Below are 13,282 nucleotides of genomic sequence, written 5' to 3'. Positions count from 1 at the left end.
CTCACTCCCGTACCGCGGTGAGCCGGCAGGCGAGGGCGACCGCTGCCGCCGCGAGCACCACCGCCGCCCCCAGGGGGAGCAGCGGCAGCGGGACCCTGCCGGTGAGGTTGCCGTCGACCAGGCCGGTGATCGCGGTGTTGGCGGGCGATCCGGTGGTCACCAGCACCAGCAGGGCGGCCGTCGCGATGGCGGCGAAGGACCAGCCGGGGGCCGGCACCAACGGGCGGGTCAGCAGGGCGCCGACGGCCGCGCCGAGCAGGACGCAGACCGTCGCGGTGAGCAGTCCCGCGAGGGCGGCGGGTCCCGGCGGGACGCCCGTCCGCCCGTCGGCGCTGACCCGCGCGCCCGCCGCCATCACCAGCAGCAGGGCCACCGTCCCGGGCAGGGCCGCGCCGAGGGTCCCGGCGAGGATCGCCGCGAGGTGGACCCGGGTCCGGCCGGCCGCCGCGGCGGCGACGCTCCGGGCGGCCGGGGGCTCCTGGTTCAGGCAGATCCGTACGAGCCAGGCGGTGACCGGCAGCAGCGGGGCGGAGACGTACCCGAGGGCGCCGAGCACCGGTTCGCCGGCGCGCACGCCGATGGCGACGAACGCGACGTACAGCAGGACCGGCGGGAGCCAGCCCTGGGAGCGCAGCAGCAGGGCGGTCTGGTAGCGGAGGAGCGCGGTCATGGGGCGGTGCTCTCGATCCTCACCGGGGCCACCCGGTGGATGTGCCAGGGCGTGCGGGCCGTCAGCAGCTCCCACAGCAGCGCGTCCGAGTGGGCGGCCGCCACGGTGAAGGCCACGCCCCCGTCCGGGGCGGTGGTGTACGTGGGTGAGCCGGGAAGGTCCCCGAGCCGGCCGCCCGACGCCACCACCTGGACCAGCTGCTCCGGTTCCGCGGACACGGCGGCAGGGGCGCGGGGCTCCGGACGGCCGCCGGTCATCGCGTACACCGCGTCCGCCGCTCCCGCGAGCCGCCGCGGGTCGTGGTCGACGTACACCACCGACCCGCCCGCCGTGACCCGCTCCCCCACCGCCCGGTCCAGCTCCGCGCGGGCCGCCGAGTCCAGGCCGGTCCACGCCTCGTCCAGGACGAGCAGGTCCGGTTCGGCGAGCAGTGCCTGGGCCACGGCGACCTTCTGGCTGGTGCCCTTGGACAGCTCGGCCAGCGGGGTGCGCGCGTGGGACAGGGCCCCGAACCGCTCCAGCCACTCGGCCGCCCGCGCCGCCGCCACCCGCCGCCCGAGCCCCTGGATGCGCCCGAGGTGGGCGAGGTAGCCGGTGGCGGTGAACGGGAGCGCGGCGGGGAAGCGTTCGGGCACGTACGCGGTACGCGGCGGCCGGCCGGTGATCCGGCCCTCGGTCGGGGCGTCGATCCCGGCGATCAGCCGCAGCAGGGTGGACTTGCCGCTGCCGTTGGTGCCCTCGATCCGGACCAGGGTGCCCGCGGGGACGTCGAGATGGACGTCCCGCAGCACCCAGGCCCCGGTCAGACCGTAACGGCGGCCCATTGCCGTGAGGTTCAGGACTGCTTCGCCTTCTCGGGCGTGAGCTCGCTGGGCCGTACGATCACGAAGCCCTCGCCCTGGAGCATCAGCTGCACGGCCTCGCCGGACCCGCCGCGGATCATCGAGCCGAGGGACTGGGACCGGTGCAGCGAGGTGTTCAGCTGGGCGCTCCAGCCGACGACCGCGTCGGTGTCGACGTACACCGGCTGGTTGGTGGTGACCGGGATGACGACGGGGTTTCCGTCGCAGATGACGGCGAGCTTGCCGTAGCCGGTGAAGACGCTGTTGAAGAGGCCGCCGCCGGTCATTCCGGCGCCCTTCACGGTCTTGATGTCGTACGAGAGCGTCGCGTCGAAGCACAGGACGTTGCGGCCGTTGACGGTGAGCGCGTCACCCTGGTCGATGTCGACGATGAAGCAGTTCTGGGCCTCGTGCGCGAACCACGCCTCGCCCTGGCCGCGCACGGCCATCAGCGGCAGGCCCTCGCCGGTGACGGCACGCTTGAGCATGCCGCCCAGCCCCTGGCCCTTGCGCTCGAACTGGAGGTTTCCGCGGTAGGCGATCATCGATCCCTGCCGGGCGTGCATCTCACCGTTGACGGTGTACTTGACCGACTTCGCGTTCTGGAGGGTCATGCCGGGCACTGTCGCCTGCTGCGCCATGTTCTCGGAGGCGAAAAGATCGCTTTTCATGCGGGCATCGTGTCCCGGAACGACCCGTTCCGCCAAGAACGGGTCCATGATCGGCTGGCAAACTGTCCTGATGAGCAGCAACGACGCCCCCCAGTTCGTCCTCCCCCTGGTCGTACGCATCGAGAAGGCCGAACCTCCGGCCAGGACCGACGCCCTGGAGGCCGCCGCCCGCGCGGTGCTCGTGATGCTGTCGGACGACCGGGCGCTCGGCGACGGCGAGTGGGCCGAGGCCGTGCGCGCCTGGCAGGACGCGCGGATCCGCAAGGTGGTGCGCCGGGCGCGGGGCGCGGAGTGGCGCAAGGCCGCGCAGCTGCCGGGCATCACGGTGACGGGCGGCACGGCGGAGGTACGGGTCTTCCCGCCGGTCCCGCTCGACGGCTGGCCCAAGGAGCTCGCCAAGCTCCAGGTGTCCGGCACGGAGCTGGACGACACCGGCGAGCTGCCGTCGCCCGCGCCCGGGCAGGCGCTGCTGTGGCTCAACCCGGACCTGCACATGTCGGCCGGCAAGGAGATGGCGCAGGTCGGGCACGGCGCCCAGCTGCTGTGGTGGGCGATGACGGACGCGGACCGCAAAGCCTGGCGGGAGGCCGGATTCCCCCTCGCGGTACGTACCGCGCACCCCGGCCGGTGGGCCGAACTGACCACGAGCGGGCTGCCGTTGGTGCGCGACGCGGGCTTCACGGAGATCGCCCCCGGGTCGTGCACGGTGGTCTCCGAGTTTCCGGTGCGGGGCGACTGAACGTTCCGTTCCATGTATACGTACCTCCCAGTAATGCCATTAGGTTCGGGAGGCACCACCTTGTTGTTGCGACGTATCAACGGCTCGGCACTCATCATCGCGGCCCTCGTCGCCACGGTCAGCGCGCTGGCGTTCCCGGTCTGGTCGTACGCCGACCGCTCCGGCACCGGCCAGGCCAACCTCAACGCGTCGACCGTGGCGACCCAGTGGGGACCGCTGTCGGCGACGGACCGCGACTTCCTGGTGAAGGTGCGGCTGGCGGGGCTCTGGGAGCTGCCGGCCGGCCAACAGGCGATCGAGCGGGCGCCGAGCCAGGCCATCAAGGACGCGGGCGACCACCTGGTCGTCGGCCACACCGACCTGGACCAGCGGGCGCGTGACGTGGCGGCGAAGCTGGGCGTGGAGCTGCCGAACCAGCCGACCGAGCAGCAGCAGGGGTGGCTGCAGGAACTGTCGGCGGCGAGCGGCGAGGAGTACGAGCGGAAGTTCGCCAACCTGCTGCGCAACGCGCACGGCAAGGTCTTCGCCCTGGTCGCCCAGGTGCGGCACACCACCCGCAACACGCTGATACGTCAGCTGGCGAGCGACGCCAATCAGACGGTCCTGGACCACATCACGATGCTGGAGGCGACGGGCAAGGTCGACTTCGACGCGATCGCCAACGAGGCCGCGGGGAACGCGACCGCGAGCCCGTCCGGTCCGCCGGCGCCCAACGGCAACCTGCCGCCGGCGCCGTCCCCGGCCGTGCCGACGGGGACGGACCAGTCCTTCACCTCCCGGCCCTCGACGCAGCCGGGGCCGCCGACGGCCATCAACACGACCCGCCCGTAACCCGGCCCGTAACCTCAAATCAAGCTCTGAACTGCGGTTCTCTCGTTTCGCGGTTCCACTCACGGGGCCATTACCCCTCCGACCGACGCAGGAGGAGGGGGACATGAGGGAACTGGGTACCGGAATCGGCTGGCGTCCGGAGATCGCGGACACGGTGGAGGGGCTGGCCGGCGTGGACTGGGTGGAGGTGGTCGCGGAGAACATCTGCGCCGGCCACCTCCCCGACTCCCTGCTGCGGCTGCGCGACCGGGGCGTCACGATCGTCCCGCACGGCGTGTCGCTGGGCCTGGGCGGCGCGGACCGGCCGGACGAGGGGCGCCTCGCGGAGCTGGCGTCGAAGGCCACGGCCCTCGGGGCGCCGCTGGTCACCGAGCACATCGCCTTCGTACGGGCCGGGGGGCCGCTCACCGCCTCCCCCGCCCTGGAGGCGGGCCACCTGCTGCCGGTCCCGCGTACCCGGGACGCGCTGGACGTGCTGTGCGAGAACGTCCGTATCGCCCAGGACGCGCTCCCGGTGCCGCTGGCGCTGGAGAACATAGCGGCGCTGTTCTCCTGGCCGGGCGAGGAACTGACGGAGGGGCAGTTCCTGGCCGAGCTGGTGGAGCGCACGGGCGTCTGCCTCCTGATCGACGTGGCGAACCTGCACACCAACCACGTCAACCGGGGCGAGGAGCCGGCGAAGGCCCTGGCGGAGCTGCCGGTCGAGGCGATCGCGTACGTCCACGTGGCGGGCGGTGTCGAACGGGACGGCGTCTGGCACGACACCCACGCCCACCCGGTCCCGCCCGCGGTCCTGAGCATCCTCGCGGACCTCGCCTCGCGGGTCGCCCCGCCGGGCGTCCTGCTGGAACGGGACGACGACTTCCCGCCGGCGGAGGAGCTGGCGGCCGAACTCGCCTCCATCCGCGCGACGGTGGCGGGTGCCGCCGAACGCGGCGGCGCGGGCGTCGGGGCCGGGACGGGGACCGAACGCGGGGCGGACGCCGGGCCCGAGACGGTTGCCGGGTCCAAGCGCGTGGCGGGGCGGAAGCCTGCCCGCGCCATCGGCACGGGGGTGCGGGAGCGGGTGGGGATCGCTCAGGCCGCGTTGCTGTCGGCGCTGGTGGCCGGGACGCCCGCACCCGAGGGGTTCGACCACGCGCGGCTGCGGGTGCAGAGCCGTGCGCTGGCCGGCAAGCGGGCCGGGGTCGTCGCCAAGGTGGCGCCCGAGCTGCCGGAGATCCTCGGCGGCGGATACCGGGCCGCGTTCCTCGCGTACGCCGCCTCGCGCCCCATGCGCGGCGGATACCGGCGCGACGCGCTCGACTTCGCGGAACACCTGCTGATCGCCGGCAGGCCCGAGGACCCCGCAGCCCGTGAACGGCTCACCACATGGTGGCGGGAACGCGCCGGGGCGCGGCCGCCCGGCCGGGCCGGCCGGCTCGTGCGCGCCGCCCGCGCCGCGCTCGTGGGGAGGCGAGCCGCGTGAACGCCCTCGCCCTCCTGCTGTACGTCGCCGTCGCCGTCTCGTCGGCCCTGCTGATCAACGGGGTGGCCGCCGCCCGGCGCGGCCCGGGCGGCTCCATCCACCACCGGGTGGAGGCCGCGTTCCTGAACGGCGGGCCCGCCCGGGTCGTCGACTCCGCCCTGGCCTCGCTCCACGCGGACGGCCGCGTCGCCGTCGGCGGGCCGGGCATCGTGCACGTCGTACGCCCGGTCGGCCACGACCCGGTCGAACGCGCGGTGCTGCACGAGCTCGCCGCTGCGCCCAGCGGCGCGCTGCACACGGTCCGGCTCGCCGCCATGCGCAACCCCGCCGTGCAGGAGGTGGGCGACCGGCTGGCCGCCCGCGGGCTGATCGTGCCGCGCGGCGCGGGGCGCACCTGGCGCCGGTGGGCCACCGTGCAGGCAGCCGCATGCTTCCTGCTCATCTTCGGCTCCATCGCCGCGACCGTCGCCGAGTACGCCACCGCCGATTTCGGCGACATGCCGTTCCCCTTCGTCATCAAGGTGCTGCCCGCCCTGCTGGCCGGCCTGGTCACCGCCATGATCTGCGGCGGCGTCAGCAGCCGCCGGATCACCGGGGCCGGCCGCCGGGCCCTCGCCGCGTACCGCAGGGCCCATGCCCACCTGATCGAGCCGGGGGACCTGGTGGCACTGCACGGGCTGCGCGCGCTGCCCGATCCGGTGCTCCGGGATCAGCTGGTGGCGGCGGCGCGGATGTACGGCAGAAGGGGCCGCGGAGGGGGCACACAGCAGGACGAGCCTTTCGTGACCACGACGGTCATCGTGTGGTGCGCGAGCGCCGACACGGGCGGTTCGAGCTGCGGGGGCGGCTGCGGAGGCGGCGGAGGCGGTGGCGGCTCCGCGTGCAGCGGCGGGTCGAGCTGTGGAAGCGGCGGAGGCGGGTCGAGCTGCGGAGGCAGCAGCGGCGGTGGGTCCAGCTGCGGCGGAGGCGGAGGAGGCGGGGACTGACGGTTCGGGGAACCTCCCAACGTACCAGTGACACCCGGGAGTTGACCGCAGCTTCGGCAACCGTCCGCACGAGCACCGCGCCGCCCGCCAGCGTGCACCGCACCATGCGACCCCACTCAGGCACCGGCACCGGCCTGGTCGTCGTCGCCCTGACCGCGACCATCGCCGCCCTCGTGTTCCCCGTCTGGTCCTGCGCCGACCGCGCCGGCACCACCCCCGCCCGCCTGGAGGCCGGTTCCGTGCCCACCCGGTGGGGGCCGCTGTCCGCCGCCGACCGCGACTTCGTCGTCCGCGTCCGGCTGACCGGGCTCTGGGCGCTCCCGGCCGCCCAGCAGGCCACCGGCCGCGCCCCCAGCCGCGCCGTGGAGACCGCCGGGCGGCACCTCGCGACCGATCACACCTACCTCGGCGTCCGCGTCCGTGACGTCGCCGCCCGGCTCCGCGTGGCGCTGCCGAGCCGGCCCACCGACGAGCAGCGGACCTGGCTCGACCGGTTGATGGAGGCCCACGGCCCCGCCTACGCGTCGGTGTTCGCCGCCCTCCTGCGCCAGGAGCACGGCACCCTCTTCTCCGTCGCCGCCGAGATCCGTGCCACCACCCGCAACACCCTCGTCAGGGCGCTCGCCGACGACGCCGTACGGCTCCTCCTCCAGGACCTCAACGCTCTGGAGACGTCCATATCGTGAGAACCCCGTGGCGCCACGCCCACCGTTTCGCGTAGAACTCCGGCATGTTCTGGGTGCCCTTGCTGCTGGTGACGTGGGCCGCGGCGGCCATCAGCTGCGCGCGGCTGTGCCTCGCCGCCGCCGAGGCCGCCCAGCCGGTGCCTCCGAAGGAGCGCGACCGGGCGGAGGACCGTGAACTGAGCCTGTACGAGGTCGCGTTCCTGGCCGGTGGCCCGCAGAGGGTGACCGATCTGGCGCTGGTGTCGATGCACCGCCGACGGCGGCTGTGGCTGGCGCACACCGGCTGGGCGACCGTCGTGGACCCGGACCCGGAGGGCGCGGACGACCTGGAGCGTTCGGTGATCGGGGCGATAGGGCCCGAGGGGCAGTCGCGGACGGCGGCGGTACGCGCCGCGGCGTCGGCGGCCGACGCGGTGCGGGCGCTCGCCGACCGGCTCGTCGCCGCGGGGCTCGCCGTGCCCGACGCCGCCAGGTCCGCCGTTGCCGCCGCGCTGCGCGGCGTGCGCCGCTCGACAATCCTGACGGTCTCGCTCGCGGTGGCCGCCGTGCTGCTGCCGGCCGGACACGCGCCGGACGTCCACGGCATGGCCTGGTTCGCGCTCCCGCTGGTCCTCACGCTCGGGTGCCTCGTCATCGCGCGCGTCGAGGTCCACCCGTACACGGGCTGGGCCTCCCCCGCCGGGCAGCGCCTGCTGACGAAGGTGAACCGGCGCGACCCGCTCGCCGCCGTCGCGATCGTCGGGGTCCACGCCCTGGAGGACCCTGCGCTGCGTGCCGCGCTCGCACCGGGACAGCACAGGAGCCGCTGAAAAGACGCCGGTGCGGCGCGCGTGACGCGCGCCGCACCGGGAGCCGGACCCGGTGTCGCTGGAGCGGCGGGCGGAGGGGCCCGCCGTCTGATCTTCCGGGTCGGGGGGTGACCGGAGGGCGGCCGGCCAGGAGATGGCCGCGCCCGCCCGTCACCAGGTCGGTCGGGTCGGGGCCGTCAGGCGAGACCCGCGACCAGATCCGCGACCGACTTGCGCCGGCCGGTGTAGAACGGGACCTCTTCGCGTACGTGCATCCGCGCCTCGGAGGCGCGCAGGTGACGCATCAGGTCCACGATCCGGTACAGCTCGTCCGCCTCGAAGGCGAGGATCCACTCGTAGTCGCCCAGGGAGAACGAGGCGACCGTGTTGGCTCGTACGTCCGGGAAGCCGCGGGCCATCTTGCCGTGGTCGGCGAGCATCCGGCGCCGGTCCTCGTCGGGCAGCAGGTACCAGTCGTAGGAGCGCACGAAGGGGTAGACCGAGACGTAGTCGCGCGGCGTCTCGTCGGCGAGGAAGGCCGGGATGTGCGACCGGTTGAACTCGGCGGGTCGGTGCAGCGCCATGTTGGACCACACCGGCTGCAGCGCGCGGCCCAGCCTGGTGCGGCGGAAGAGGTTGTAGGCCTCCTGGAGCGCGTCCGAGGTCTCGGCGTGCCACCAGATCATCAGGTCGGCGTCGGCGCGCAGACCGGAGACGTCGTACGTGCCGCGCACGGTGATGTCCTTGGCGGCGAGCTGGTCGAACAGCTCCTGGACCTCGTCGGCGTAGCCGGTCCGGTCCTCGGGCAGGACGTCGCGCAGCTTGAAGACGGACCACAGGGTGTAGCGGATGACCTCGTTGAGGTCCTTCGCCTTCTTACCGGCGTTCGGGATCTTTTCGGGCGCACTCATAGGGCTATTCTCGCTCGTTGCTCAGGGTGCCTCGCGCCGGGGTCGGCGTGGCGAGGATCTCGTCCGCCGCGCGCCGCGCGCTCGCGATGGTCGCGGGGATGCCGACGCCGTCGTACACGGCTCCGCAGACACGCAGGGCGGGCAGCTTGGCGACGGCGTCGCGGATGCGGGCGACACGGGCGAGGTGGCCGACCGGGTACTGCGGCAGGCCGCCGATCCAGCGGGTGACCTCGGTGGCGACGGGCCGGGCGGCCAGGCCGGTGGCGTGGGCGAGGTCTTTCAGGGACACGGAGACGAGGTCGGCGTCCTCGCGGTGCAGGTGCTCCTCCTCGCCGTACCGGCCGACGGAGGTGCGCAGCACGACGAGGTCGCCGGAGCCCTCGTCGGTCCACTTCCACTTCTGGGAGGAGAACGTGGACGCCTTGATGGTCCGGCCGTCGACGGGCGGGACGAGGAACCCGGAGCCGGCGGGCAGCACGCCCGCCACGTCGGTGCGCCGGAAGGCGAGGGTGACCAGGGCCATGGAGGCGTACTCGACGGCGGCCAGCTCGGCGGCGGCGGACGGGGACTCGGCGGCGAGCAGCTCGGAGGCGGACCAGGCGGGGGTGGCGACGATCACGGCGTCGGCGTGGCGGACGCGTTCGCCGGTACGGACGTCCCAGCCCCCGCGGGCCGCTCGCGTGAGGGCGTGGACCGGCGTGTCGGTGAGGACCTCGCCCCCCTGGGCGGTGATGGCGTCGGCGACGGCGCCGGGCAGCGTACCGATGCCGCCCTCGATCCCCATGAAGGCGGGCCCGGCCTGCTGCTGTCCGGCCTGCTGGAGGGAGCGGACGGCCTCGGTGAGCGTGCCGTGGGCGCGGGCGGCGTCGAAGAGCTTGGGCACGGCGGCGCGCATCGAGATGGCGTAGGCGTCGCCCGCGTACACCCCGCCGAGGAGTGGTTCGACGAGCCGGTCGACGACCTCGCGGCCGAGCCGGTCGGCGACGTAGCGGCCGACGGCGATGTCGTCGCCGAGGTCGGCGGGGTCGGCCGGGGGCAGGTCCCGCTCGTGCTCGACACGGGCGAGGCCTTCGGCGGTCAGCAGTCCGGCGAGGGCGGCCGCGTCGCCGGGGACGCCCATGACGTGCCCCTTGGGCATCGGCCGGAGGGCGTCACGCGTCCAGACGGCGGCGGTGGTGGTGGCGGGCGGCTGGAGCCGGTCGCCGAGGCCGACGGCGCGGGCGAGGTCGACCGCCTCGGGGCGGCGGGCGAGCATCGACTCGGCGCCGAGGTCGACGGGGGCGCCCGCGATCTCGCCGGCGTGGAGCTTGCCGCCGAGCCGGGTGGTGGCCTCCAGCAGGGTCACGCGCCGCCCGGCGGTGATCAGCCGGTGGGCGGCGGCGAGGCCCGCGATGCCGCCGCCGATGACGACGACGTGGCCGCTCCTGGAAGTGTCCCCTGTGTCCGCGTTCATGTCTCCACTCTCTCAAACGCCGTTCCGAGTCCCGACCGTGACCGGTTCGTGAGCCGCTTGCGGCAACCGGCCCCCTCCCCCGCTCGTCCAACCGGCACATCAGTCGCCAGGGGTAACCGGGGGGATCATGCGCACACGTCGTCACAGGTTCGGGGCCGTACTGCTGCTGGCCGCCTCGCTCGCGCTCGCCGGGTGCGGCGCGTCCGGCGAGAGCGGGGACGAGAAGGCCGTCAGCAGCACCGCGGCGGACTCGGGTCACACGGCGGACAGGCCGGCCGAGGGCGCCAAGGCCTCCCCCGCACCCAAGCCGGCGCCGGACCAGCAGCAGCACGTGATCCGTACCGCCGAGCTCTCCGTCGAGGTCGGGAACGCCGCACAGGCGCTGACGAAGGCACGTACGGTCGCCGACGCCGCGGGCGGCCATGTCGCGAACGAGGCGACCGAGCGCGTCGACGACGACCACGTGACCTCGCGGATCGTGCTGCGCGTGCCGCAGTCCGCGTACGACGCGACGCTGAAGGAGCTCGCGGGCGCCGGGAAACTGCTCTCGCGCAAGGCGGAGGCCAAGGACGTCACCGACCAGGTCGTCGACGTGGAGAGCCGGATCGCCACGCAGCGGGCGAGCGTCGCACGGGTGCGGGAGCTGATGGACGAGGCGACGAAGCTGAGCGATGTGGTGGCCCTGGAGGGGCAGTTGAGCAGCCGTCAGGCGGACCTGGAGTCGTTGCTGGCACAGCGGGCGGCGCTGAAGGACCGTACGACGCTGGCGACCATCACCCTGCACCTCAGCGAACCGGAGAAGCCGGCCGAAGCCCGGGACGACGACGGCCCGGGCTTCGCGGACGCGCTGAGCGGCGGCTGGAACGCGCTGGTGACCACCGCCAAGTGGGCCGGGATCGTGCTGCTGGCGGTGGCACCGTGGGCGGCGGTGTTCCTGGTGGCGTACGCCGGGTGGCGGTGGCTGCTGCGGACGCGGTCGGCGAAGCGCGGGGACTCGGGGAGCGCCTCGTCGTAGCGTGTCCCGCATGGGACAGCTGGGACGAGAACGACTGGTGATCATCGGTGGGGACGCGGCCGGCATGTCCGCCGCGTCCCAGGCCCGTCGGCTGAAGGGCCCGGACGAGCTGGAGATCGTGGCCTTCGAGCGGGGGCACTTCACCTCGTACTCGGCGTGCGGGATTCCGTACTGGGTCGGCGGCGACGTCGAAGGGCCGGACCGGCTCGTCGCGCGCACGCCGGAGGCGCACCGCGAGCGGGCCATCGATCTGCGGCTGCGGACGGAGGTGACCGGACTCGACCTGGACGGCGGGCGGGTGCGCGTCCGGGACGTGGAGTCGGGCGCCGAGTCGTGGGAGGGCTACGACAAGCTGGTGGTCGCGACCGGCGCCCGCCCGGTGCGGCCGCCGCTGCCGGGCATCGACGCGGCTGGCGTGCACGGGGTGCAGACGCTGGACGACGGTCAGGCGCTGCTGTCCACGCTGACGGCGGTGAACGGGACGGCCCGGCGGCGCGCGGTGGTCGTGGGCGCCGGGTACATCGGCGTGGAGATGGCGGAGGCGCTGCTGAAGCGCGGCTACGAGGTGACCGTCCTCAACCGGGGCGAGCAGCCCATGTCGACGCTCGACCCGGACATGGGACGGCTGGTGCACGAGGCGATGGACGGCCTCGGCATCACCACGGTCGCCGGCACGGAGGTCACCAAGATCCTCACGGGTGACGAGGGCCGGGTGCGGGCGGTGGCCACGGAGGACGCCGAGTACCCGGCGGACGTCGTCGTGCTGGGCATGGGCGTGGCGCCGGAGACCACCCTGGCGCGGGAGGCGGGGCTGCCGCTCGGCGAGTACGGCGGGCTGCTGACCGACCTGTCGATGCGGGTGCGCGGCCGCGAGGAGGTGTGGGCGGGCGGTGACTGCGTCGAGGTGCTGGACCTGGTCTCGGGCCGTGAGCGGCACATACCGCTGGGCACGCACGCCAACAAGCACGGCCAGGTCATCGGCGCCAACGTGGCCGGCGGGTACGGCACGTTCCCCGGTGTCGTCGGTACGGCGGTCAGCAAGGTGTGCTCGCTGGAGATCGCGCGGACCGGCCTGCGCGAGAAGGACGCGGAGGCGGTCGGCCTGCGGTTCGTGACGGTGACGGTCGAGTCGACGAGCCGGGCCGGGTACTACCCGGGGGCGGCGCCGATGACGGTCAAGATGCTCGCCGAGCGCCGTACGGGCCGGCTGCTGGGGTGCCAGATCGTGGGCCGCGAGGGCGCGGCGAAGCGGGTGGACATCGCGGCGGTGGCGCTGACGGCGGGGATGACCGTCGAGCAGATCACCGCCCTGGACCTCGGCTACGCCCCGCCGTTCTCCCCGGTGTGGGACCCGGTGCAGGTCGCGGCCCGCAAGGCGGTGGCGGCGGTCCGGAAGGCGGGCTCGTAACGCCGTCACCAGCATGGCCTAGGGTCGGGTGTCGTGATCACTTCCTTCAGCGACGCCTTCGTCCGCGCCACCGAGCCCCATGCCGCCTGGGGGTGGGAACAGCTCGAGGCGTTCACCGCCTTCATGCCCTCCGGCCCCTGGACGGCCGACCTCGGACAGTGCCTGTACCAGCAAGGCGGCCGTGACCTGCGGATCTCCATACTCGGGACGTTCGACGAGTCCGACGGCTCGTGGCTGTGGGGCTGGGCCAACCCCGGGTTCGGCGACATGCCGGTGGCGGGCGCGTCGGCGGCGGTGCGCGAGTGCGGGCTGCGGGACGGGGTGCGGGAGTTCACCGAGGAGGGCCTGGACCTGTCCTCGTTCCCGGATCCGCGCATGGCGGTGGAGCACCTGGCGTTCGGCGCCATGGGCGTGATCGGTGCCGCCGGGTACCTGGGCGTCGAGGCGGCGCCCGGCACCCGGGTGTACCTGGTCCCGGACGACCCGACCGTGCCGCGCACCGTCCCGGACGCGGTCACCCTGCCGCGGGTGCTGCTGACCGGCGCGGGGCTGATCGACGGCGCGGTGCCGCGCCGGGTGGTGGGCGGCTACTTCGCCCACCACGGTCTGCCGCAGCGCCCGTCGCCGACCGGGATCGGCGCCGGCCTCCCGAACGGCTCCGCGGTGACGGTGTCGTTCGACGAGGCGGGCCGGATCGCGTCGGTGGACGTCACCGCCCTCTAGTGACCTGAGTCAGAGATTCTTCGTTAGATCGGCGCCGCGCAACCCGGATGTCCATGCCCCTTCAGACCGCGCCCGGCGGCGAGAAGCCGTG

General features: G+C 74.1%; 14 protein-coding genes. 9 read left to right on the top strand and 5 right to left on the bottom strand.

Translation table 11 applies throughout. The features are described from left to right. Nucleotide 1 precedes the first annotated feature (1 nt). Genes ABT360_RS24290 through ABT360_RS24280 form a run of 3 tightly spaced genes read right to left on the bottom strand, consistent with a single transcriptional unit; the run spans nt 2 to nt 2,183 of the window. Nucleotides 2-670, bottom strand: a complete 669-nt coding sequence (locus tag ABT360_RS24290) for an ABC transporter (protein WP_351820242.1) — start codon at nt 668-670, stop codon at nt 2-4. Further along, on the bottom strand, nt 667-1,494 hold the full coding sequence (locus ABT360_RS24285) for an ATP-binding cassette domain-containing protein (protein ID WP_351820239.1): 828 nt from the start codon (nt 1,492-1,494) through the stop codon (nt 667-669). Before ABT360_RS24285 ends, ABT360_RS24290 begins: the two co-directional genes overlap by 4 nt. An 11-nt stretch (nt 1,495-1,505) precedes the next feature. Beyond that, a complete protein-coding gene (locus ABT360_RS24280; protein ID WP_351820236.1) occupies nt 1,506-2,183 on the bottom strand; it encodes an AIM24 family protein in 678 nt (225 codons plus the stop codon). 70 nt (nt 2,184-2,253) lie between these two features. Here ABT360_RS24280 and ABT360_RS24275 point away from each other — a divergent pair, with 70 nt between their 5' ends. From ABT360_RS24275 to ABT360_RS24250, 6 genes are all read left to right on the top strand, one after another. Further along, nucleotides 2,254-2,922 (top strand): peptidyl-tRNA hydrolase, encoded by a 669-nt coding sequence (locus ABT360_RS24275; RefSeq protein ID WP_351820233.1) that lies wholly within the window; start codon nt 2,254-2,256, stop codon nt 2,920-2,922. Nucleotides 2,923-2,988: 66 nt separating this feature from the next. Further along, entirely contained in the window at nt 2,989-3,753 is a 765-nt protein-coding gene (locus ABT360_RS24270; protein WP_351820230.1) for a DUF4142 domain-containing protein, read from the top strand. Nucleotides 3,754-3,856: 103 nt separating this feature from the next. Further along, entirely contained in the window at nt 3,857-5,221 is a 1,365-nt protein-coding gene (locus tag ABT360_RS24265) for a DUF692 domain-containing protein (RefSeq protein ID WP_351820227.1), read from the top strand. Beyond that, on the top strand, nt 5,218-6,207 hold the full coding sequence (locus tag ABT360_RS24260) for a TIGR04222 domain-containing membrane protein (RefSeq protein WP_351820224.1): 990 nt from the start codon (nt 5,218-5,220) through the stop codon (nt 6,205-6,207). Before ABT360_RS24265 ends, ABT360_RS24260 begins: the two co-directional genes overlap by 4 nt. A gap of 104 nt (nt 6,208-6,311) precedes the next feature. After that, nucleotides 6,312-6,893, top strand: coding sequence for a DUF4142 domain-containing protein (locus tag ABT360_RS24255; protein ID WP_351820221.1), 582 nt, complete (start codon nt 6,312-6,314; stop codon nt 6,891-6,893). 44 nt (nt 6,894-6,937) lie between these two features. Next, nucleotides 6,938-7,702 carry a TIGR04222 domain-containing membrane protein gene (locus ABT360_RS24250; protein WP_351820218.1) on the top strand — a complete coding sequence of 255 codons (765 nt, stop codon included), beginning with the start codon at nt 6,938-6,940 and terminating at the stop codon, nt 7,700-7,702. A 176-nt stretch (nt 7,703-7,878) separates the two neighbouring features. On the opposite strand, the gene hemQ is transcribed toward ABT360_RS24250, so the two are convergent. Both hemQ and hemG read right to left on the bottom strand, forming a co-directional pair. Next, on the bottom strand, nt 7,879-8,592 hold the full coding sequence (gene hemQ / locus ABT360_RS24245; protein ID WP_126888868.1) for a hydrogen peroxide-dependent heme synthase: 714 nt from the start codon (nt 8,590-8,592) through the stop codon (nt 7,879-7,881). A gap of 4 nt (nt 8,593-8,596) precedes the next feature. Next, entirely contained in the window at nt 8,597-10,045 is a 1,449-nt protein-coding gene (gene hemG / locus ABT360_RS24240; protein ID WP_351820215.1) for a protoporphyrinogen oxidase, read from the bottom strand. 127 nt (nt 10,046-10,172) lie between these two features. Between hemG and ABT360_RS24235 the strand changes: the two genes are divergently transcribed. Genes ABT360_RS24235 through ABT360_RS24225 form a run of 3 tightly spaced genes read left to right on the top strand, consistent with a single transcriptional unit; the run spans nt 10,173 to nt 13,191 of the window. After that, nucleotides 10,173-11,060, top strand: a complete 888-nt coding sequence (locus ABT360_RS24235; RefSeq protein ID WP_351820212.1) for a DUF4349 domain-containing protein — start codon at nt 10,173-10,175, stop codon at nt 11,058-11,060. A 10-nt stretch (nt 11,061-11,070) separates the two neighbouring features. Beyond that, nucleotides 11,071-12,468, top strand: coding sequence for an FAD-dependent oxidoreductase (locus ABT360_RS24230; protein ID WP_351820209.1), 1,398 nt, complete (start codon nt 11,071-11,073; stop codon nt 12,466-12,468). Between the two features lie 33 nt (nt 12,469-12,501). Next, the gene (locus tag ABT360_RS24225; protein ID WP_351820207.1) at nt 12,502-13,191 is read left to right on the top strand and encodes a DUF6882 domain-containing protein; all 690 of its coding nucleotides are present in this window, start codon (nt 12,502-12,504) and stop codon (nt 13,189-13,191) included. The last annotated feature ends 91 nt before the right edge of the window (nt 13,192-13,282 follow it).

It is taken from the genome of Streptomyces sp. NPDC000229 (assembly GCF_040300825.1).
In the GTDB taxonomy this organism is placed as follows: Bacteria; Actinomycetota; Actinomycetes; order Streptomycetales; family Streptomycetaceae; genus Streptomyces.
This window is presented reverse-complemented; position numbering and strand designations above follow the sequence as displayed.